Annotated in this window: 19 protein-coding genes and 1 tRNA gene; 7 read left to right on the forward strand and 13 right to left on the reverse strand. The window is 67.3% G+C overall.

What is annotated here, in order from left to right:
- Nucleotides 1-25: 25 nt before the first annotated feature.
- The 6 genes from fabG to C6570_RS12215 are packed head-to-tail and all read right to left on the reverse strand — an operon-like array spanning nt 26 to nt 5,057.
- A complete protein-coding gene (fabG, locus tag C6570_RS12190; protein WP_106703457.1) occupies nt 26-781 on the reverse strand; it encodes a 3-oxoacyl-ACP reductase FabG in 756 nt (251 codons plus the stop codon).
- Nucleotides 778-1,263, reverse strand: a complete 486-nt coding sequence (locus tag C6570_RS12195; RefSeq protein ID WP_106703458.1) for a hotdog family protein — start codon at nt 1,261-1,263, stop codon at nt 778-780. The genes fabG and C6570_RS12195 overlap by 4 nt, the downstream gene beginning before the upstream one ends.
- Nucleotides 1,260-2,132, reverse strand: coding sequence for a beta-ketoacyl synthase chain length factor (locus C6570_RS12200; RefSeq protein WP_106703459.1), 873 nt, complete (start codon nt 2,130-2,132; stop codon nt 1,260-1,262). Before C6570_RS12200 ends, C6570_RS12195 begins: the two co-directional genes overlap by 4 nt.
- Nucleotides 2,129-3,343 (reverse strand): beta-ketoacyl-[acyl-carrier-protein] synthase family protein, encoded by a 1,215-nt coding sequence (locus tag C6570_RS12205; protein WP_106703460.1) that lies wholly within the window; start codon nt 3,341-3,343, stop codon nt 2,129-2,131. The genes C6570_RS12200 and C6570_RS12205 overlap by 4 nt, the downstream gene beginning before the upstream one ends.
- The gene (locus C6570_RS12210) at nt 3,340-4,206 is read right to left on the reverse strand and encodes a class I SAM-dependent methyltransferase (protein WP_245896182.1); all 867 of its coding nucleotides are present in this window, start codon (nt 4,204-4,206) and stop codon (nt 3,340-3,342) included. Before C6570_RS12210 ends, C6570_RS12205 begins: the two co-directional genes overlap by 4 nt.
- A complete protein-coding gene (locus tag C6570_RS12215; protein WP_106703461.1) occupies nt 4,203-5,057 on the reverse strand; it encodes a polysaccharide deacetylase family protein in 855 nt (284 codons plus the stop codon). The genes C6570_RS12210 and C6570_RS12215 overlap by 4 nt, the downstream gene beginning before the upstream one ends.
- Before the next feature lie 168 nt (nt 5,058-5,225).
- Here C6570_RS12215 and chrA point away from each other — a divergent pair, with 168 nt between their 5' ends.
- Nucleotides 5,226-6,509, forward strand: coding sequence for a chromate efflux transporter (gene chrA, locus C6570_RS12220; RefSeq protein ID WP_425437883.1), 1,284 nt, complete (start codon nt 5,226-5,228; stop codon nt 6,507-6,509).
- A 118-nt stretch (nt 6,510-6,627) separates the two neighbouring features.
- Here the strand turns inward: chrA and C6570_RS12225 are convergent, their stop codons facing one another.
- The 5 genes from C6570_RS12225 to C6570_RS12245 form a co-directional block, all read right to left on the reverse strand.
- A complete protein-coding gene (locus C6570_RS12225) occupies nt 6,628-8,238 on the reverse strand; it encodes an ABC transporter ATP-binding protein (RefSeq protein WP_106703463.1) in 1,611 nt (536 codons plus the stop codon).
- 126 nt (nt 8,239-8,364) lie between these two features.
- Entirely contained in the window at nt 8,365-9,513 is a 1,149-nt protein-coding gene (locus C6570_RS12230; protein ID WP_164675539.1) for an acyltransferase family protein, read from the reverse strand.
- Between the two features lie 174 nt (nt 9,514-9,687).
- Nucleotides 9,688-10,824 (reverse strand): ABC transporter permease, encoded by a 1,137-nt coding sequence (locus tag C6570_RS12235; RefSeq protein WP_245896183.1) that lies wholly within the window; start codon nt 10,822-10,824, stop codon nt 9,688-9,690.
- 46 nt (nt 10,825-10,870) lie between these two features.
- On the reverse strand, nt 10,871-11,902 hold the full coding sequence (locus tag C6570_RS12240; RefSeq protein ID WP_106703466.1) for a microcin C ABC transporter permease YejB: 1,032 nt from the start codon (nt 11,900-11,902) through the stop codon (nt 10,871-10,873).
- Between the two features lie 18 nt (nt 11,903-11,920).
- Entirely contained in the window at nt 11,921-13,738 is a 1,818-nt protein-coding gene (locus tag C6570_RS12245) for an extracellular solute-binding protein (protein WP_106703467.1), read from the reverse strand.
- A gap of 92 nt (nt 13,739-13,830) precedes the next feature.
- On the opposite strand from C6570_RS12245, the gene fabI reads away from it, so the two are divergent.
- Nucleotides 13,831-14,622, forward strand: a complete 792-nt coding sequence (gene fabI / locus C6570_RS12250; protein WP_106703468.1) for an enoyl-ACP reductase FabI — start codon at nt 13,831-13,833, stop codon at nt 14,620-14,622.
- Nucleotides 14,623-14,688: 66 nt separating this feature from the next.
- Nucleotides 14,689-15,600: a DNA ligase gene (locus C6570_RS12255; protein ID WP_245896184.1), complete on the forward strand. Its 912-nt coding sequence runs from the start codon at nt 14,689-14,691 to the stop codon at nt 15,598-15,600.
- 179 nt (nt 15,601-15,779) lie between these two features.
- Here the strand turns inward: C6570_RS12255 and C6570_RS12260 are convergent, their stop codons facing one another.
- Together C6570_RS12260 and C6570_RS12265 are read right to left on the reverse strand one after the other, a co-directional pair.
- Nucleotides 15,780-16,004, reverse strand: coding sequence for an HP1242/YdcH family protein (locus tag C6570_RS12260; protein ID WP_106703469.1), 225 nt, complete (start codon nt 16,002-16,004; stop codon nt 15,780-15,782).
- Between the two features lie 48 nt (nt 16,005-16,052).
- A complete protein-coding gene (locus tag C6570_RS12265; protein ID WP_106704672.1) occupies nt 16,053-18,407 on the reverse strand; it encodes an arginine/lysine/ornithine decarboxylase in 2,355 nt (784 codons plus the stop codon).
- Nucleotides 18,408-18,542: 135 nt separating this feature from the next.
- On the opposite strand from C6570_RS12265, the gene C6570_RS12270 reads away from it, so the two are divergent.
- The 4 genes from C6570_RS12270 (at nt 18,543) to C6570_RS12285 (ending at nt 21,449) form a co-directional block, all read left to right on the forward strand.
- The gene (locus tag C6570_RS12270; protein WP_106703470.1) at nt 18,543-18,974 is read left to right on the forward strand and encodes an NfeD family protein; all 432 of its coding nucleotides are present in this window, start codon (nt 18,543-18,545) and stop codon (nt 18,972-18,974) included.
- Between the two features lie 72 nt (nt 18,975-19,046).
- A complete protein-coding gene (locus C6570_RS12275; protein WP_106703471.1) occupies nt 19,047-19,985 on the forward strand; it encodes an SPFH domain-containing protein in 939 nt (312 codons plus the stop codon).
- A 162-nt stretch (nt 19,986-20,147) separates the two neighbouring features.
- Nucleotides 20,148-20,238: transfer RNA gene (locus C6570_RS12280), tRNA-Ser, on the forward strand.
- A gap of 257 nt (nt 20,239-20,495) precedes the next feature.
- Nucleotides 20,496-21,449, forward strand: coding sequence for a CysB family HTH-type transcriptional regulator (locus tag C6570_RS12285; protein ID WP_106704673.1), 954 nt, complete (start codon nt 20,496-20,498; stop codon nt 21,447-21,449).
- The last annotated feature ends 107 nt before the right edge of the window (nt 21,450-21,556 follow it).

Raw genomic sequence — 21,556 nt, forward strand, 5'->3', positions numbered from 1 at the left:
CGCCGCAGCGGCGCCAGCCCCACGCTTACTGATACAGCGCCCCGTTGATGCCGATGGTCTGCCCGCTGATGTAGGCGGCGCGGTCTGAAGCCAAAAACGCCACCAGATCGGCCACCTCTTGCGGCTGGCCAGCGCGCTGCATGGGCACCATGCGCTTGATGGCGTCGGCGTCGAACGCACCCGCGCTCATGTCGCTGGCGATGATGCCCGGCGCCACCGCGTTCACCGTCACGCCTCGGCTGGCGCATTCCAGCGCCAGCGATTTCACGGCCGCGTGCAGCGCGCCCTTGGCCGCCGCGTAGTTGACCTGCCCCCGGTTGCCCGCCTGCCCGGCCACCGACGTGATGGCGACAATGCGCCCCCAGCGCGTGCGCAGCATGGGCAGCATCAGGGGCTGGGCCACGTTGTAAAAACCGTTCAGGTTCACGTCGATCACGCGCTGCCATTGCAACGGCGTCATCCCCGCGAAAACCGCATCGTCGTGCACGCCCGCGTTGGCCACCAGCACCTGTACCGGGCCGCGCGCCAACACCTCGGCCAGCGCGGCCGCGCAGGCAGCGGCATCGGTCACGTCGAACACCAGCGCCTCGGCCGAGTGGCCAGCCGCTTGCAGCTCGGCCACCAGCGCCTCCACCGCGGCGCGGCCCGTGTTGGCGTGCGCCAGCACATGAAAGCCGTCTGCCGCCAGCGTGCGCGCAATGGCGCCGCCGAGGGCGCCACTGGCGCCCGTGACCAAGGCCTTGCGACGCGCGGGCGCTTTGAGGTGTTCAGAAGCTGTCATGACGAAACAAGAGGGGCAGCGTCCAGCATGACCACGGCGCGGCCATCGACCAGCGGGCGACCATCCTCGGCGCTGATCGCGAACGTATAGACACTGTGGTCGCCGTTGTCGGCATCGCTGCGGGCTTGCACAGTCAGCCGGCCGGGCACGTCGTCCAGGCGCGGCACGTGCAGCGCAACCGACCGCACGCTGACCAAAAAACCCATGGTGGGCGCAGGCACCTGGCGCGCCTGCGCCGCCAGAGCGCCATGCAGCGCCATGGCCTGCGCGGCGTACTCGATGCCGCAGGCGGCGCCCAGGCGGCCGCCTTCGCGCAGCGGGTTGTCGGCGTCGGTGTGGCTGATGGCGCTGCAGACGGATTCGGTCGCCGACATGCGATCCACCCGGTCCAGCAGGCACATGCGGCCCTGGTGCGGGATGCGCGCTGCGATCCAGTCGCGGCCCTGGCCGGCAGCGGCGTCAAAAACGGTGTCGGCGCTCATGCGTGCGCAGGTGCTGGATGCACGGCGCCCGCCATCGGCACTACGGTGACTTGCAGCACCTGCGGCGGCAGGTATTCAACGTTGACCTCTAGCGGTTGATTTGCCGGGCGCAGCATCGCCGCCACCAAGGGCAAGCCCAACAAGGGCGGTATGCCAGCGGTGGCGGCCACCAAGGTCGGGTTGGCGCCGCTCAACACAGCCGCCAGCGCGGTAGCTTCGCCATCGCGCAGTGCGCCCCGGCGCGGCAGGCGCAGCTCGGCCAGCGCGCGCGGGCCGCGCGTGGGCGACAGCACCAGCGCCAGCGCTGACGTATCTGCAATAGGCCGCTTGGCATGCAGCGGCGGCGGGTATTCGCTGTCACCGGCCACCAGCAGGATGGGGGCCTGCGAGGTGTGCGCCTGCACGATCGCCTCTAGCAAACCCGCGCCAAAGCTGGCGTCGTACGCGCCCAGCACCTGCGCGGCGGGGGTGGCGCCGGTGGCGATGGACCAGTAGCCCGATGCCGCGTTGTGCACCGAGTTGTGAAAGCGCGTGGGCGAGATCTGCCCATCGCCGCTGGCCAGCTGTTCGCACAGCGCGTGGCAGTTGTGGCCGTCGCCGCCTGATGCGGCGAACACGTTGGCCAGACTGGCCGGGTCGCGCCCAGCCATCTGGCAGGCCTGCAGGCCAGCGGCCAGCGTGGCCTTGACGATGCGGCTGGCGCGGCGGCGCTCGGCTGCGGGCAGCACTTCGGGCGCGGGTAAGACGGTAGCGGCGGCGACGTACGCCTCCTCGCCCTTCAACACCGCTGCGGCGTGGGGCCAGCCATTCAGGCCCGGCGCCACGATGCCGACACCTTCCACCCAGACGCTGAGGCAATCGGTATTCATGCCACCTCCTGCCGCGACAGCACCAGGCTGGCGTTGCTGCCGCCAAAGCCGAATGAATTTGATAGCACGTGGCGCAGGCTGGGCAAGCGCTGGGGCACTGAAACAATGTTGAGCGGAATGGCCGGGTCAGGCGTTTGCATGCCCACGCTCCCGGGCAGCAGGCCGTGTTGCAGCGCCAGCGCGCTGACCACCGCTTCCACCGCGCCCGCCGCGCCCAGCGTGTGGCCCGTCATGCCTTTGGTGGAGCTGCTGGGCACGGCCGGATGGTCGGCAAACACGGCGGCCACGCCCCGGCCTTCGGACAAATCGTTGGCCGGGGTGGCCGTGCCGTGCAGGTTGATGTAGCCAATGTCCTGGGGCGACAGCGCCGCGCGCTGCAGCGCCTGCGCCATGGCCGCACGCGCGCCACGCCCTTCGGGGTGCGGTGCCGACATGTGGTGCGCGTCGCTGGATTCGCCCCAGCCCGCCAGCACGATGCGGGGGCCGGGTTGCTCAGGGGCCGCGTCGGCGCGCTCCAGCAGCGCGAAGGCAGCGGCTTCGCCGATCGACAGGCCTTGCCGGTGCGCATCGCCCGGGCGGCACGGCTCGGGCGAAGTCAGCTCCAGCGACGAAAAGCCGTACAGCGTGGTCAGGCACAGCGAATCCACCCCGCCCACGATGGCCGCGTCGGCCAGCCCGGCGCTGATCAGGCGGTCGGCCGCCGCAAACGCCTTGGCGGATGACGAGCAGGCGGTGGAAATGGTGAACGCCGGGCCGCGCAGGCCCAGCCCATCGCGCACAAAGCTGGCCAGCGCACCGGTGTTGTGCGTGGCACGGTAGTCGAACCACGCGGGCAGCGCACCGTCGGCGTCGCGTTCGTGGTACGCCGCTTCGGCCGAAAGGATGCCCGAGGTGCTGGTGCCCAGAATTAGGGCCACGCGGTCGGCGCCATGGCGGCGGATTGCCGCGCGCGCGGCCTGCTCGAAGCCGTCGGCCTGCAAGCCCAGCAGCGCCAGGCGATGGTTGCGGCAATCGTAGGCGGCCAGCTCGGGCGGCAGTTTCACGCCGTTCACGCCCGGCACTTCACCGATCCAGGTGGCGATCTGCGCAGTTTCGAAGTCACAGTGCTTCAGGCCCGAAGTGCCGCCCTGCAGTGCCGCCAGCAGCGGCGCGTTGCCCACACCCAGAGCGGTGGTGGCGGTGAAAGCGCTCAGTACCAATGGCTGGGTCATGCCGCGCCCTCAGCGGGCGAATGGGGCACGTGGGCGATCAGCAGCACATTGGCGAAAGGCAGGCCGCCCGGCGTGGGAACGGCGTGCACCTGAAAACCCAGCGCGTGCAGCGCGGCAGACCAATCCGCGACAGGCCGGCAGTGCAGGCGCGCCCAGCCGTGGCCGCGGCCCAGCGTGATGGTCTGATCGGCCCAGCGGCTCAGTCGATAAGGCCAGCCGCCCGAGGCATCGCCCACCCGCATCACCAGCACCCCGCCGGGCGCCAGCGCCGTGCGGATGCGCTGCAGCACGCCGTCTTGCGCGTCTGGCGGGATGTAGTGAACAACGTCCAGGATGGTGACCACATCCACCAGGCCGAAATCGGCCTGGCAGATGTCGGCGTGCTCGACCTGCACGCGCGGCTCGTCGGCAAAACCAGCCTGCCCGCGCGCCACGTCGGCGGGCATCAATTCCAGCGCGCGGACGGTGGCCACGCGGGGCGGCTCGGGCCAGCCCTCGGGCCAGCGGCCTTCATCGGCCAGGTCGCGCGCAGCGACCATCCACGACGCAAACACCGCCTGCCCGCAACCCAGATCCAGAAACCGCGTGCCCACGCCGCGCTGGCCTGAAAAAGCGCCCAGACGCAGCAGCTCGATGAACATCGGGTCGCCGCCCAGCTTGCCGCGCGCGAAGTGGTAGGCAAACCGGCCGTTGCTGCGGTAGCGCTGGCTGGCCAGATCGACCAATTGGCGCTGCAGCGCGCGCACCGGCGCCGAGCCCGCCGCGGGTGCGCCGCGACTGGCGTGGCGCGCACGCGCAGGCGCAGCGTCAAACACGGTGGTGGAGCCGCCTCCCATTACGGCGCCGCCGTATTCGTTGTTCATACGGTGATCCCTCGCCACTCCATAGTTGTTGTCTCTGGCACTGCGTCCGCCAGCGGTACGCAGCGCAGGCCCTGGGCCTGCAACGCCGCCAGCACGCGCGGCAACACCGCCAGCACGACAGGCTGGCCGCTCGGCGTGGGTGCGGCGTGGCCGTCGTGCATCAGCAATACATCGCCCGCCGCCAGGCCGCGTGTGAGGCGCTGGTAAACCGCCTCGGCGTCGCCGGTGCGCGTGTCGTAGCCGCGGCGCGTCCAGGCGGCCAGGCGCAGGCCTTGCCGCGCCAGAATCGGGTCAAGCCAAGGGTTGCGCAGCCCGGCAACGGCGCGAAAAAACCGCGGCGCTCTGCCCGTCACCGCCTCTACCGCCGCCTGCCCGCCCGCCACCTGCTGGGCCATGCGCCGCCAGCCCATGGCGGCAAAAAGATTGGGGTGGGTGTCGGTGTGGTTTTCGATATGGTGGCCGCGCCGCACGATGTCGCGCGCCAGATCGGGGTGCCGGCGCAGTTGATCGCCCACGCAGAAGAAGGTGGCGCGCGCGCCCGCGGCGTCCAGCTGGGCCAGCACCTGCGGGGTGACGAGCGGGTCTGGCCCATCGTCAAAAGTCAGGGCCACTTCGCCGCGCGCGGCGGCCTCGGGCGGCAGGCGCGTGAGGTTGGCGCCCAGCAGGCGGCTGCGCGGCCACAGGCCGGCCGTGGCCAGGATCACGTGGTTGGCCACCACCCAGCCCAGCCACACCGGCCACTGGCTTGGCCAAGCCAGCACGGCAAGCAGCGCCAGCCCGTGCAGAGCGGCGCTGAGGCGCAAAAACAGGCTGGGCCGCCACGGCGTGGCGGGTGGGAGCGGGAAAGCCATGGGGCGATTATGGTGCAGCAGGTGTAACGCGCGGCTGACACTTGACCTGGTCAACCCCCTCACAAGCAAAAGCGCCTCCAGCGCAGACCCCACCGGCGCTGCAAGCTATCACTTTTGATGAGATCAAGCGCGTTTCACACTGTCACACACGCGCGCTATCCTGCCCCGGTGTACGACCCGTTTGATTCAAGCCACACGGCCCCCCCGCCGCGCCGCTCGCCGCGTACGCTGGCCGACATCGCTGGGGTCTTCTTGCGCCTTGGGGTAACGTCTTTCGGCGGGCCGGTGGCGCACCTGGGTTACTTCCGCACCGAATTCGTCGAACGCCGCCGCTGGCTGACCGATACGGCCTATGCCGAGCTGGTGGCGCTGTGCCAGTTTTTGCCCGGCCCGACCAGCAGCCAGGTGGGCTTTGCCATTGGCCTGCAGCGCGGCGGCTGGGCGGGCGCGGTGCTCGCCTGGCTGGGCTTCACGCTGCCATCGGCCCTGCTCTTGATCGCGTTGGCGCTGGGCCTGGCGCAGCTCGATCTGCGCCAGCCCGCCCTGGCCGGCGCCCTGCACGGGCTCAAGCTGGCCGCCGTGGCGGTGGTGGCCCACGCGGTGTGGGGCATGGCCCGCACGCTGTGCCCGGATGCGCCGCGCCGCACCTTGGCAGCGCTGGCCACCGCCATCGCCCTGGCCTGGAGCGGGCCGTGGGCGCAGTGGTGGCTGATCGTTGCCGCTGCCGCGTGGGGTGCCACGGGGCGTATCGGACACGCCGCCGGCCAACCTAGCGCCCAGGCGATTGCCGAGACGAATGACGCGCGCGGCCCGGCCAATGGCGCACACCAATCGCTGCGCGCCGCCGCCGGGTGGTTCGCCGCGTTCATCCTGCTGCTGATCGGCCTGCCGGTGTTGGCGCGGGCGACGGGCAGTGCAGCCGCCGAACTGGTGGCGGTGTTCTATCGCGCTGGCGCGCTCGTCTTCGGCGGCGGGCACGTCGTGCTGCCCTTACTGCAGGCCGAAGTGGTGCCGCGCGGCTGGCTGGATCTGGACACCTTCCTGGCGGGCTACGGCGCAGCGCAGGCGGTGCCGGGGCCGCTGTTCACGTTTGCAGCGTTCGTCGGCGCGGCGCGGACCGTCGCGCCCAACGGCTGGGCTGGCGGCCTGATGGCTTTGGTGGCCGTGTTTGCGCCCGCCATGCTGGTGCTGCTGGCGGCATTGCCCGCGTGGAGCCGGCTGCGTCACCTGGCCCGCGCGCGCAGCGCGCTGGCCGCCGTCAACGCGGCGGTGGTCGGCCTGCTGCTGGCGACCTGGCTGGGCCTGCTGCGGCCCAGCATCGGCAGCGCCGCCGACGTGCTGATTGCCCTGGTGGCCGCGCTGGCGCTGATTGGCGCACGCGTACCGCCCTGGCTGGTGGCGCTGGGGTGTGCCCTGGCCGGTGGGGCGCTGGCGGGCTGGGCGCCTCAGTAAAGAAGATTACGGTCTGAGCCTGCGCCGGTATTGGCCCCGCCGCTACTGCGTTGATAGCGCAACCGCGCGGATTCCCGTCGCTTGCTTGAACACAAAGGCTGCCCGGCGTGCCCCGCCCTCAAGCCGCGGCCAGCAGGCGCTGCGTGTACGGGTGTTGCGGCGCGCCCAGCACGTCGGCCACGGGGCCAGACTCGACCACCTCGCCATCCTTCAACACCATCACCTCGTGCGCCATGGCGCCCACCACCGCCACGTCGTGGGTGATGAGCAGGTAGCTCAAGCGCCGGTCGCGCTGCAGGCGTTGCAGCAGGGCCAGCACCTGTTTTTGGATGGTGACGTCGAGCGCGCTGGTGGGCTCGTCCAGCACCAGCAGGTCGGGCTGCACGATCAAGGCGCGCGCCAGGGCGATGCGCTGGCGCTGCCCGCCCGAGAATTCGTGCGGGTAGCGCGACAGCAGCTGCGGAAAGCGCGCTTCGTCCAGCCCGACTTCGGCCAGCTGATCGCGCACGCGGGTGGCGCGCGCGGCGGCGTCCAACTCGGGCGCGTGCACGCGCAGGCCCTCACCCACGATTTCTTCCACCGTCATGCGCGGCGACAGCGACGAAAACGGATCCTGAAACACCACCTGCACGGTGCGGCGCAAGGGCTGATCGTCAGAGTGCCGATGCGCCCAGCCGCGCCCGTTGACCAGCAGGTTGCCGCTGACCTGCCGCGCAGGCAGCAAGCCCAGCGCCGCCTGCGCCAGCGTGGACTTGCCCGAGCCGGATTCGCCAATCACCCCCAGCGTGCGCCCCGGCGGCAGCGCAAAGCTGGCATCTTTCAGCGCCACAAAGCTGCCTTTGCGAAACCAGCCTTGCACGCCCGGAAGCGGCGTGGGGTAGGTCACGCCCAGCGCCTGCCCGGCCATGACGGGCGCGGCGTCGGGCTGCACCGGCGCCTCGATCACGTCGCGCACGGGCTGGCTGGCCATCAGTTTTTGGGTGTATGCCTCCCGCGGGTGGGCAAAGATTTCTTCGGTGGCGCCCTGCTCTACCAGGCGGCCGTGTTCCATCACCGCCACGCGGTCGGCAAAGCGGCGCACCAGGTTCAAGTCGTGCGTGATCATCAGCACCGCCATGCCGTGCTGGCGGCGCAGGTCTTCCAGCAGCGACAGGATCTGCCCGCGCAGGCTGACGTCCAGCGCGGTCGTGGGCTCGTCGGCCAGCAGCAGCTTGGGCTCGCACGCCAGCGCCATGGCGATCATCGCGCGCTGGCGCTGCCCGCCCGACAGCTGGTGCGGGTAACTGCCCGCGCGGCGGGCGGGCTCGGGGATGCCGGTGTTCGCTAGCAGTTCAATAGCTGCCTGCGCTGACTGGGCGGGCGTGAATGCCCTTTTCAGCCTTAAAACCTCGGCGATCTGCTCGCCCACCGGCATCAGCGGGTTCAGCGCCGTCATCGGCTCTTGAAAGATCATGGCGATGTCGTCGCCGCGCAGGCCGCGCATTGCTCGCGCGGGCAGCGCGAGCAGGTCGCGCGTGGTGCCCCCGGCGGTGAACTGCGCTTGGCCTGACAGGCGCGCATCCTCCAGCAAACGCAGCAGCGCGAACGCCGTCACCGTCTTGCCTGAACCCGATTCGCCCACCAGCGCCAGCTTTTCGCCCGGCGCGATCTGAAAGCTGACGCGGTCGACCACGGTCTTGCGGCCAAAGGCGACCGTGAGGTTGCGCACATCCAGCAGCGGGGCCGTCATGCGCAGCCCCCGGCAACCGGCGCCGCAACCGTGGCTGAGGCATGGCGAAGGCCAACTGCCCGTGTGGTCAAAGCGCCATCCATGACATGCATTCCATCCAGCAGCGTTTCAGTCATTCTGTCAGCCTCATGCGTTCGCCCCGGGTAGCCGCCCCGGACCGCCAAGCGACGCCCGTAAGCGCGCATGCAGCGGTTGCTCCACAAAGCGGTAGGCCAGCCACGCCAGCGACGCAGAGAGAGCGCCATACGCCGCCAAGGCCAGCCAGGGCCAGGCGCGCACCCATGCATCCACCCCAGCCCAGCGCGTCGCTGCCCGGTGAAAGCCCAAAAGCACCAAGGGGTGCCACAGGTACCACTGGTAGCTGATCGCCGCGAAAAAAGCAGACCAGCGGCGCCAAGCTGGCCCGGTGAACCACTGCCGTTGCAGCGTCAGATGACCCAGACAGACGGAAGCGACCGGCGGCAGGCAGATCAGCAGCAGCAGCGCCAGCGCATCGCCATTGCGCGTCAGGTCCGCGCTGTTGACCTGCAGGCTGGGCAACACCATCGCGCAGATGGCGGGCATGCCCAACGCCGCCGCCAGCCCCAGCGGGGCCGCACCGGGCCAGCGTGCGCCCGTGGCGTAGGCTTTGTAGAGCAGCGCGCCGAGCAGCAATGCCACGATGTTGAAACTGGTGTACTGGTAGATGTTCAGCAATGCGGCCAAGCGCGCCGCCTGCACCGGCGGCGTCGCCCCGACCAACAGCCAGGCATGCGCGGCCCAGACCAGCGCGACCAATGCCGCCATGCGAGGCGCACTCAAGCGCCGGTACCCCAGAGCGAAGAGCAAGGGGGCCAGCGCGTAGAACTGCAACTCCACCGCCAGGCTCCAAAGGTGCCCAGACATGCGGCCCGACATGCTGTAGGCAAAGTTGTGCAACGCAGTCAGGTGCAGCAGCCAGGCCTTGAGATCGGTCACGCCCGCAATCAGCCCGAAGACCACCACCGCCAGCGCAAAGGTGGGGTAGATCTTGGCCAGACGGTGGCGGTAGAAAGTGCCGGTGGGCATGCCGTCCGCCAGTTGGCGTGTGATAAGAAAGCCGCTCAACACAAAGAACAAGGGCACACCGAAGTTGGCGGCAATCAACCACCACACCACCCGGCCGCCCACGCCGGGCAGCGCAGGCATGAACGTCATCGCGCCATGCGCCAGCACCACGTGCACGATGGCGATCGTGCGCAAGGTATCGAGGCCAACCAGTCGGTCGGCGGCCGTGGTGGGCGGGCTAGCGGACACGGTAGTACCCCCTCTGCAGGGCGCACTGCGTTGGGCGCTGCGAAGGCAGGCGCAGGCTTGCTGGGATCCCGGCGTGCAGCAACTTGGCAGTAGCCGCGTGCGCCTGCGCGCATCCCGCGGCGCCCGCCTGCTGGCGTGGCGCCGTCTGCCCGTGCAGGTCAGTGGCCAGCTGGCTCAACGGGTGGACACCATCAGGCTGCTCTCACTGGGTGCGGGCGCAAGCGCGTCGTCTGCCTTCGGCCCGACGTCGGCCTTGCGCGGGTCCAGCGCATCGCGCAGTGCGTCGCCCATGAAGGTCAGCAGCAGCAGCGTGACGACCAGCACGGCGAAGGTGGAAAGCGATATCCACCATGCATCGACGTTGGCCTTGCCCTGATTGAGCAATTCGCCCAGGCTGGGCGTGCCGGCCGGAACGCCCAGGCCAAGGAAGTCGAGCGAGGTGAGCGCCAGGATGGCCGCGCTCATGCGAAACGGCAGGAAGGTAACCACCGGCGTCATGCTGTTGGGCAGGATGTGCCGCCACATGATCTGCAGGTTGGACACGCCCAGGGCGCGCGCGCCGCGCACGTAGTCCAGCTGGCGGTTGCGCAGGAACTCGGCGCGCACGTAGTCGGACAGGCCCATCCACCCAAACAGCGAGAGCAGCACCAGCAGCAAGGCCACGCTGGGCGCGAAGATGGCGCTGAAGATGATGAGCAGATACAGCTCGGGCATCGAACCCCAGATCTCGATGAAGCGCTGGAAAGCCAAATCGGTCTTGCCGCCCAGGTAACCCTGGATGGCGCCCGTGACCACGCCCAGCACCACGCCGATGGCGGTCAGCGCCATGGCAAACAGCACGCTCAGGCGAAAGCCGTAGATCAGCTGGGCGAGCAGGTCGCGGCCGCGGTCATCGGTACCCAAGAAGTTCGCAGCCGACGGCGCTGCCGGGTTGGGCGTGGTGGCAAAGTAGTTCAGTGTGCGTGGCCCGTGCGGGTTGGGCGCGTACACGGCCCAGTTGTCGCCCTCGGTGATGCGCTGGCGAATGAACGGGTCAAGGTAATCGGCGGGCGTTTCGAAATCACCGCCAAACACCTTCTCAGAATAGTCCTGAAGCACCGGGAAGTACGTCTGCCCCTCGTAGCGCACGATGAGCGGCTTGTCGGTAGACAACACTTCGGCCAACAGGCTCAGCAGCACCAGCGTGCAGAAGACCACCAGGCTGTAAAAGCCCAGCTTGTTGCGCCTAAACCGCCGCCAGGCGCGACGGCCGGGCGAGGCAGGGGCGGCTTCGGGCAACTGCGCCCTGCCCGGCTGATCGGCTGCGGCCAAGTTACCGGCCTCATCCGGCACGGGCGGGCTCGGGGGCGTGGCGGCGCTAGTCAAACTTCACCCGCGGATCGACCAGCACATACGACAGGTCGCTGATCAACTTGGTCACGAGGCCAATCAGCGTGAAGAAAAACAAGGTGCCAAGCACCACCGGGTAGTCGCGCCGGATCACGCTTTCATAGCTGAGCAGGCCCAACCCATCCAGGGAGAACAGCGTTTCGATCAAGAGCGAGCCGGTGAAGAACGCGCCAATGAAGGCCGCCGGAAAGCCGGTGATGATCGGAATCAGCGCGTTGCGGAACACGTGCCGCCACAGCACGCGGCGCTCGTCCAGGCCTTTTGCGCGCGCCGTCAGCACGTACTGCTTGCGGATTTCTTCCAGGAACGCGTTCTTGGTCAGCATCGCGGTCACCGCAAAGCTGCCCAGCACCATGGCGATGACGGGCAGCGTGATGTGCCACAGGTAGTCGACGATGCGCGCGCCCCAGCTCAGCTGCGCCCAGTTGGACGAGGTCAGCCCGCGCAGCGGAAACCATTGCAGCTGCCCGCCGAAGACCACGAGCAAGGCCACGCCCAGCACGAAGCCCGGTATCGCATAGCCGACCAGCACCAGCAGCGTGGTGACGAAGTCAAAGCGCGAGCCGGCACGCACCGCCTTGGCCACGCCCAGCGGCACGGCGATGAAGTAGCTGATGAAGAAAGTCCATAACCCCAGGCTGGCGGAGACGGGCATCTTTTCCTTGATCAGATCCCAAACGCCCTTGCGCTGGTAAAAGCTCTGCCCCAGGTCGAAGCGCGCGAACGACTTGAGCATCTGCCAGAAGCGCTGGTGTGCCGGCTTGTCAAAGCCATAGAGCGCCTTGATCTCGGCCACGCGCTCTGGGCTCAGGTCGCGCGTGCCGCGCACGTCGGAGGCGACCATGCCCGCCTCACCGCCCGCGCCACGCCCACGCAGCTGCGACATCATCTGCTCAACCGGGCCGCCGGGCACGAACTGGATGATGGCGAACGTGACCGTCAACACGCCCAGCAGTGTGGGGATCATCAGCAGCAGTCGCTTGAGGATGTACTGGAACATGGCGGCAGTCCGCTGGCGCTAGGGATTGCTGGGGCTGGCCCACCAGGTGGCAATGGCCCAGCCGTCGGCTTCGTAGTACGGCGGCACCGTCGGCGGCAGCACGAATGGCCGGGGACGGTAACCGATCAGGAACGCTTTGCCGTAGTACTGCGGGATGGTGTAGTACCCGTGCGTCAAAACACGGTCGAGTGCGCGCATGGCAGCGGTCAGCTCGTCGTGCGTGCGCGCCGCACCGACCTTGACGATCAGCGCATCGACCACCGGGTCGCTGATGCCTGAGTAGTTGGACGAGCCCGGGGTCTTGGCCGCCTGTGAGCCGAACACATCGCGCAGCGTGCTGGCCGGCATGTCGGCCAGCGGCGGCATGTTGATGCTGGTGACCTCATAGTCGAAGTTGTCCATGCGCTGCTGCGACAGGGCGTAGTCCACCGTGCGGATGCTCAACGTGATGCCCAGCTTGCGCAGCGCCGCCTGGTAGGGCGCCAGCACGCGCGCCAACGAGGGCTGGTCGTTCAGGAATTCCATGGTGAACGCCTCGCCCTTGGCGTTGCGCAAGGCGCCGTCGCGGTACGTCCAGCCCGCTTCGGCCAGCAACGCGCGTGCCTTGACAAGGTTGTCGCGCAGGCTGGACGGTGGGTCCGTGCTGGGCATCACCACCGCCGGGCCGAACACCTCGGGCCGCAGCTTGGCGCGCCACGGCTCCAGCAGGGCCAGCTCGTCCGGGCCGGGCAGCCCTTTGGCCTGGAATTCGCTGTTCGGAAAGAAGTCCTCGGTGCGCGAGTAAATGCCGTAGAACAGCTGCCGGTTCAACCACTGGAAGTCAAAGGCCAGCCCCAGCGCGCGGCGCACGCGGATGTCCTTGAACTTGGGGTTGCGCAGGTTCAAGAGCGTCGCCTGGTACATGGCGGGGTTCTGGTTCTCGAAGGCGCGCTTGACCACGTCGCCCCGGTCGAACACCCGGCCGTAATACTGGCGCGCCCAGTTTCGGGAAGTGAACTCGCGCATGAAATCGATCTCGCCCGCCTTCAGCCCCTCGAACTGTGCAGTCTGGTCGAGGTAGATCTTGAAGGTGATGCGGTCGAAGTTGAACTGCCCCTTGCGCACCGGCAAGTCGGCGCCCCAGTAGTTCTTGTCGCGCACGTAGGTGATGTCGCGCCCGAGCGCTGGCGTGGGAATCAGGTACGGCCCTGAGCCGATCGGCAGCTCATTGGTGACCTGGTCGAAAGGCTTGCCCTTGCCCCACTCGCGGCTGAAGATGGGCAGGCCACCCACGATCAGCGGCAGCGTGCGGTCTGGCGCGGCAAAGTCAAAGCGCACGGTGCGCTGGTCCAGCGCCACGGCACGCTTGACCTGCGACAGCACCGCCGGGTAGGACGGCGTGACGTACTTGCTGGTCAGCGTCTGGAACGAGTGCACGACATCGGCAGCGAGCACCGGTTGCCCGTTGCTGAACCGGGCCTTCGGGTTCAGCCGGAATGTCACCGACAGGTCGTCCGGCGCCGAGGTGACGTCTTCGGCCAGCAGGCCATAGGCGGTGGTGCGCTCCTCGTTGTTGCCGGTCAGCAGCGATTCGAATACGAGCGAATAGCCCAGCCCGCCGGACGACAGGCCGTATGGCGCGTTGCCTTTGAGCGTGTAGGGGTTGAATTTGTCGAAGTTGCTGGGCCGCGTAGGCGGCACCATGCGGAACTCGCCGCCCTTGGGCGCATTGGGATTGACGTAGTCGAAATGCGTGAAGCCTGGCGGGTACTTGATGTCGCCAAACTGCGCGTACGCGTGGGCACCCCAAGCCGGCGCCGCCGACAGAAACGCCAGCCAAAGCCACAGAATCCGCATGCGACAATTCTGCATCAATCGCCCTGCCCAACAGAGCCGCGCCGAACGGGTGCCGGCGGCAGGCCCTTTCTGCAACGAACGAGAAGAACCACATGGGCTTTCTGACCGGCAAAAAACTGCTGATCACCGGCGTGCTGTCCAACCGATCCATCGCTTACGGCATTGCGCGCGCCTGCCGCAACCAGGGCGCCGAGCTGGCTTTCAGCTACGTGGGTGAGCGCTTCAAGGACCGCATCACCGATTTCGCCGCCGAATTCGATTCCAAGCTGGTCTTCGACTGCGACGTGGGCAGCGACGAGCAGATCGAGGCGATGTTCAAAGACCTGTCGGCCGTGTGGCCCACCTTCGATGGCTTCGTGCACGCCATCGGCTTTGCGCCGCGCGAGGCCATCGCGGGCAATTTCTTCGACGGCCTGAGCCGCGAGAACTACCGCATCGCCCACGACATCAGCGCGTACAGCTTCCCCGGCATGGCCAAGGCGGCCCTGCCCTACCTGAGCGACAAGGCCTCCCTGCTCACGCTGAGCTACTTGGGCGCGCTGCGCAGCATTCCCAACTACAACACCATGGGCTTGGCCAAGGCCAGCCTGGAAGCCAGCGTGCGCTACATGGCCGAGGCGCTGGGCGGCCAGGGCATTCGCGTGAACGGCATCAGCGCGGGTCCGATCAAGACGCTGGCGGCCAGCGGCATCAAGGACTTCGGCAAGCTGCTGGGCTACGTGGCCAGCGCGTCGCCCCTGCGCCGCAACGTCACCATTGAAGACGTGGGCAACGTGGCGGCCTTCCTGCTGAGCGACCTGGCCGCAGGTGTCACGGCCGAGATCACCTACGTGGACGGCGGCTTCAGCCAGACGGCGGGCCTGTCGGCCGAGATGGTCGGCTGACCGACAGCTTTCCAAGCCGAAATGACTGCCAGCGCCCGCCCCACCAGCGCTGGCAGCTATTGAATCATGAGCATCCAGCGCCGCGCCCTGCTGCTGGCATGCTTGGGTATGGCGGCGCTGCCAGCCCTCGGCGCCGCGCAATCCGCCGCCAACCCCGCCACCCAACCCGCTGCCACCTCGGCGCCCGCCCTGCAGCTGGCCGGGCGCTGGCGCGCCGGGCTGGATGTGCGCGACTACTGGGTCAGCGAAAAGTACGACGGCGTGCGTGGCGTCTGGGACGGGCGCACCCTGCGCACGCGCGGCGGCGAAACGGTGCACGCGCCGGCGTGGTTTACCGCAGGTTGGCCGACCGAGGCGATGGATGGCGAGCTGTGGGCGGGCCGCGGCGCGTTTGAGCACGCCCAATCCACCGTGCTGCGCCAGCAGCCCGACGACGCGGCCTGGCGCCGCATGCGCTTCATGGTGTTCGACATGCCCGCGCAACCCGGCGACTTTGACGCGCGGCTGAAGGCGCTGAACACCGCCATCGCCCAGGCCAACCGCCCCGCGACACTGCAAGCCGTGCCGCAGCAGCGCCTGGTCGATGACGCGCAACTGCAGGCGCTGCTGCGCGCCGTGGTGCGCGGCGGCGGTGAGGGGCTGATGCTGCACAAGGCCGATTCGCCCTACCGCACCGGGCGCGGCGACGAGCTGCTCAAGCTCAAGCCGCACGAAGATGCCGAGGCGCGCGTCGTCGCCCACCTGCCGGGCCAGGGCAAGTACGCAGGCATGATGGGCGCGCTGCTGGTCGAAACGCGAGACGGCCAGCGCTTTCGCCTGGGCTCAGGCTTCAGCGATGCGCAGCGCGCAGCGCCGCCACCGGTCGGCAGCTGGGTGACTTACCGCTACCGCGGGCTGCATGCAGGCAGCGGCTTGCCGCGCTTTGCCACCTTCGTGCGCGTGCGCGCGGACGAGCCGCAGTACCGCGCCCCGCGCTGAAGCGCCTGCGAAGGCCCTGGCACGGCGGATGCGGCGGCAAAAACTACATTTTTCATAGCGCCCAGCGCAGGATCAGCGGGCGCCGGCGGCCGATTCAGTCAGCAAAAAGCCCACCGAAGTGGGCTTTCAAGCGATGAGGCGGCTGCACACCGCCGTGGCGGTGCGCGCTACATCGACGATCAGGCAGAGGCTTCTTGCTTCAGCAGGTTGTACAGCTCATCCTTGATCCGCAGCTTTTCTTTCTTCAGCGCCTCGATTTCGCTGTGCACGCCGCCAGCGTCCAGCGCTTCCAGCCCCGAGATCTTGTGATCCAGTTCGTTGTGTTTCTCGAACAGGTGCAAGAACCGGTTGTTGGTTCCTTCCGTCTTCAAACGCGTAATCAGCTCGCGGTATTCAGGAAACATCGTTTCTCCTTTCAGTGATTGAACAGTGGGATTGACCCGATAGGTTAACTAAAAGTTGCTTTGGTACGGCGAATCAGAGGCCGTCTCGATCATGTCGTTGATCGTGGTCACGGGCGCCAGCGCCTTGGGCGCGTGGTTCGTGGCCACGCAATCCGCGAAGTAGCGCACCTTGCCGTCGTCGTCCTTGACTTCCACCAGGCCGTGGATGTCGGTTTCAAAGCCAGGGCATTCAATGGCGAAATCGCGGGCGAACTTCAGGTAGTCAACGATTTTCTTGTTGAACACCTCGCCCGGGATCAGCAACGGAATACCGGGCGGGTAAGGCGTGATCAGCGCGGTGGTCACGCGGCCTTCCAGCTTGTCAATCTCCACACGCTCGACCTGGCGGCGGGCAATGCAGGCGTAGGCATCGGCCGGGATCATGGCAGGGGTCAGCTCCGACAGGTACATGTCGGTGGTCAGGCGGGCGATGTCGTAGCGCGCGTACAGGGCGTGCACGTGCTGGCACAGATCGCGCAGGCCCATGCGCTCGTAGCGGCGGTGCTGCTGGCAGAACTCCGGCATGATGCGCCACATGGGCTGGTTGCGGTCGTAGTCGTCCTTGAACTGCTGCAGCGCCGTCAGCAACGTGTTCCAGCGGCCTTTGGTGATGCCGATGGTGAACATGATGAAGAAGCTGTACAGGCCCGTCTTCTCGACCACCACGCCGTGCTCGGCCAGAAACTTGGTCACGATGCTGGCGGGAATGCCGGTCTTGTCAAATTTGCCGTCCAGGTTCAGGCCCGGGGTGACGATGGTCGCCTTGATCGGGTCGAGCATGTTGAAGCCCGGCGCCAGCTTGCCAAAGCCGTGCCAGCTCTTGGTCTTGCTGCCGTTCTTGATGATCCAGTCGTCCGAGCGGCCAATGCCCTGGTCGGCCAGCTTGTCGGGGCCCCACACCTGGAACCACCAGTCGCCCTTGCCGAAGTCGGCCTCCACCTTGCGCATGGCGCGGCGGAAATCCAGCGCCTCGGAGATGCTCTCTTCCACCATCGCGGTGCCGCCGGGCGGCTCCATCATGGCGGCGGCCACGTCGCAGCTGGCGATGATGCTGTACTGCGGGCTGGTCGAGGTGTGCATCAGGTACGCCTCGTTGAACAGGTAGCGGTCCAGCTTGACGTTCTGCGAATCCTGCACCAGCACCTGGCTGGCCTGGCTGATGCCCGCCAGCAGCTTGTGGATAGACTGGGTGGAATACACCACCGACTGCTTGGGCCGCGCGCGCTTCTTGCCCATGGCGTGGTAGGTGCCATAAAACGGGTGGAAGGCCGCGTGCGGCACCCAGGCTTCGTCAAAGTGCAGGTTGTCGACGTAGCCATCCAGCATGCCCTTGATCGCCTCGGTGTCGTACAGCACCCCGTCGTAGGTCGATTGCGTGAGCGTCAGGATGCGCGGCTTGACCTTGTCGGCGTCCACGTGCTTGAGCAGCGGGTTGGCGCGGATCTTGGCCTTGATCGCCTCGGGCTCGAACTCGCTCTTCGGGATGGGCCCGATGATGCCGAAATGGTTGCGCGTGGGCTTCAGAAAGACGGGAATCGCACCCGTCATGATGATGGCGTGCAGGTTGCTCTTGTGGCAGTTGCGGTCGACCACCACCACGTCACCCGGCGCCGCCGTGTGGTGCCACACGATCTTGTTGCTGGTGCTGGTGCCGTTGGTCACGAAAAAGCAGTGGTCGGCGTTGAAGATGCGCGCGGCGTTGCGCTCGCTCTCGCCAATGGCACCGTTGTGGTCCAGCAGCTGGCCCAGCTCTTCCACGGCGTTGCACACGTCGGCGCGCAGCATGTTCTCGCCATAGAACTGGTGGTACATCTGCCCGATGGGCGACTTCAGGAAGGCCACGCCGCCCGAATGGCCAGGGCAATGCCAGCTGTAGGAGCCGTCGTCCGCGTAATCCAGCAGGGCCTTGAAAAACGGCGGCTGGATGCCTTCCAGATAGCTCTTGGCCTCGCGAATGATGTGTTTGGCGACAAAGTCCGGCGTGTCCTCAAACATGTGGATGAAGCCATGCAGCTCGCGCAGCACGTCGTTGGGCAGGTGCTGGCTGGTCTTGGTCTCGCCGTGCAGGTAGATGGGCACGTCGGCGTTCTTGCGGCGCACTTCCTGGATGAACGTGCGGAGGTTCTGCACGGCCGTGTCGGCCTCGGGATCGTTGCCCAGCTCTTCGTCGTCGATCGACAAAATGAAGGCGCTGGCGCGGCTTTGCTGCTGCGCAAACTGCGCCAGATCGCCGTAGCTGGTGGCGCCCACCACCTCGAAGCCCTCCGCCTCGATGGCCTGGGCCAGCGCGCGGATACCCAGGCCGGACGTGTTCTCGGCGCGGTAGTCTTCGTCGATGATGACAATGGGGAAACGGAATTTCATGCGGTCACACTCCTGCCGACGGGCGGCGATCTGCGCGCAAGTGTACGGAATCTGCATGTCACAACGCGGAGGCCTGCGGGCAATGCACCACAATGGGCGTGTGATAGGCCAGAAACCCTGAAGGACTCGGTAAAGATGGACCTCTCCCAATCGACCTGGTGGTGGATCGTGACCGGCGCGCTGGTGGCGCTGGAGCTGCTGGTGGGCACCTTCTACCTGCTCATGCTGGCGCTGGGCGCCGCCGCCGGTGCCATCGCTGCGCACCTGGGCGCGCCGTTGAGCGCGCAGCTGATCGCCGCCGCCGTCGTAGGCGGTGCGGCCGTCGTCGCCTGCTACCTGATCCGCCGCCCGCGCCCTGGCGACCCTTCACCGCGCGCCCAGCGCAGCGTGAACCTGGACGTGGGCGGAACCGTGCACATCGACCGCTGGAACGCCGACGGCACCGCCAGCGTGCGTTACCGCGGCGCGCCCTGGACGGCCATCCACCGCCCGGGCGTGGCGCCCCGCACCGGCCCGCACCGCGTGGCCGAACTGGTGGGCAGCCGCCTGCTGGTCGATCCGCTCTGAGCGCCCTGCTTACCCTGCCCCTGGGCCCGCCGGCAAAGGCCAGCGCCCATCACCCCGAAAGGAAGGCCTGTTTTGGAAATTGCACTCATCATCGTCATCATCGTGGCCATCTTCATCGTGCGTTCAGTCAAGGTGGTACCGCAGCAAAACGCCTGGGTGGTCGAGCGGCTGGGCAAGTACCACGCCACGCTGTCGCCGGGCTTGAACTTTCTGGTGCCCTTCATCGACCGCGTGGCCTACAAGCACAGCCTGAAAGAAATTCCCCTGGACGTGCCCAGCCAGGTCTGCATCACGCGCGACAACACGCAGCTGCAGGTGGACGGCATCCTGTACTTCCAGGTGACCGACCCGATGCGCGCCAGCTACGGCTCCAGCAACTACGTCACCGCCATCACGCAACTGGCGCAAACCACGCTGCGCAGCGTGATCGGCAAGCTGGAGCTGGACAAGACCTTTGAAGAGCGCGACATCATCAACGCCAAGGTGGTCGAGGCGATCGACGAAGCCGCGCTGAACTGGGGCGTGAAGGTGCTTCGCTACGAAATCAAGGACCTGACGCCGCCCAACGAAATCTTGCGGTCGATGCAGGCGCAGATCACCGCCGAACGCGAGAAGCGCGCGGTGATCGCCACCTCCGAAGGCAAGCGGCAAGAGCAGATCAACCTGGCCGACGGCATGAAGCAGGCCGCTATCGCCAAATCCGAAGGCGAAAAGCAGGCGGCCATCAACACCGCCCAGGGCGAAGCCGCTGCCATCACCGAAGTGGCCAACGCCACCGCGCTGGCCATCGCACGCATTGGTGCGTCTATCCGCGAGCCCGGCGGCGAACAAGCCGTGCAACTGAAAGTGGCCGAGAAGGCCGTGGACGCCTACGCCAACCTCGCGCAGGACGCCAACACCACCCTCGTCGTGCCCAGCAACATGACCGAGGTGTCTGCCCTCGTCTCGTCCGCAATGAAGATGGTTCAAGCCACCCGCGGCGGCGATGCGGATGCAGCGAGGCGCTTGTGACGGCGGGTTAGTTACTACGTATTTGATAGCTGTCAGCGCTTGTGGGTCCAGCGCTAGCAGCCCATTTCATTCAAAACCATCGGTTGAAAGCGGAGATCAGTCGCCAGTTCGATCCACGCTGAGCCGAAAGCGCTGCCAAGACCCGCTACAATGCGCGGCTTCGGAGCGGTGGATGAGTGGTTTAAGTCGCACGCCTGGAAAGCGTGTGTGGGTTAATAGCCCACCGCGGGTTCGAATCCCGCCTGCTCCGCCAAAACCAAAGCCCTAAGTAGTCGATCTACTTAGGGCTTTTCTTGTTGGTCCTGGCCTTCAAACTTGGTCTGCGAGAGGGTGTTCGCCCGCTCGCCGCCCTCCGCGGTGGCGCGACAGCATCCATGGTTGATCGCGCTGCAGGGCGCCGACTCTCACCGGCCAGCTCGACCCTGCCGCTTCACTGCGCACTGCGGTCATAAGCTCAAGCCAATTCAATCGTTCGCCTTGAATGCAATTGCTGGCACTCTCCGGGTGATTGTGAATTTCCAACAACTGCGTTCTGTTCGCGAAGCCGCGCGCCGTGGTTTCAATCTGACCGAAGTGGCCGAGGCGCTGCACACCTCTCAGACCGGCGTAAGCCGCCAGATCCGTGAGTTGGAAGATGAGCTGAGTATCGAGATCTTCGTGCGCGCTGGCAAACGCCTGACGGGCCTGACACCACCGGGCTCCACGCTGCTGCCTGTCGTCGAGCGCCTGCTCCTGGAGGCCGAAAACCTGCGCCGTGTGGGGCAGGACTTCAGCGCCAGCCAGGAAGGGCGCCTGTCCATCGCCGCCACGCACACGCAGGCGCGCTACGCCTTGCCGCCGGTGGTGCGCGACTTCCGCGTGCGCTACCCCAAAGTGGCGCTGCACCTGCACCAGGGCTCACCCGATCAGGTGGCGAAGATGCTGCTTTCGGGGGCCGCCGACATCGGCGTCGCCACCGAGGCGCTGGCAGGCTTCGACGGGCTGGTCACCCTACCCTGCTACCGCTGGACGCACGTGCGGGTGTTGCCGCCAGCACACCCGCTGCTGAACGAAACAGCGCCGATCACGCTGGCCCAGCTGGCACAGCACCCCATCATCACGTACGACCTTGGCTTCACCGGGCGTTCGCACATCGATACCGCCTTCGCGCGTGCCGGCGTTCGCCCCGACATCGTGCTGACGGCCCTGGACGCCGACGTGATCAAGACCTATGTGGAGCTTGAGCTGGGCGTGGGCATCATCGCGGCGATCGCTTTTGACCCCGAGCGCGATCGGCAACTGCGGACGCTGGATGCCCGCCACCTGTTCGAAACCAACACCACGCGCCTTGGGCTGCGCCGGGACGCGTGGCTGCGCGGCTACGGCTATGAATTCATCGAGCTGTTTGTGCCTACGCTGACACGTGCTCTGGTCGAGCAAGCGTTACGAAGCGAGGGCCCGGACGCCTGGGGCGACCACATCTGATCCGGACGGATCGGCGATGGCGGCCGATTGCTCGGGCCACAGGCCCAGCGGTCGCTGTCAACGCGACGGCCACCGATGACGGGCTGCGCCGCGCCGGCCCGCCCAGC

The sequence above is a fragment of the Ottowia oryzae genome (assembly GCF_003008535.1).
Classification (GTDB): Bacteria; Pseudomonadota; Gammaproteobacteria; order Burkholderiales; family Burkholderiaceae_C; genus Ottowia; species Ottowia oryzae.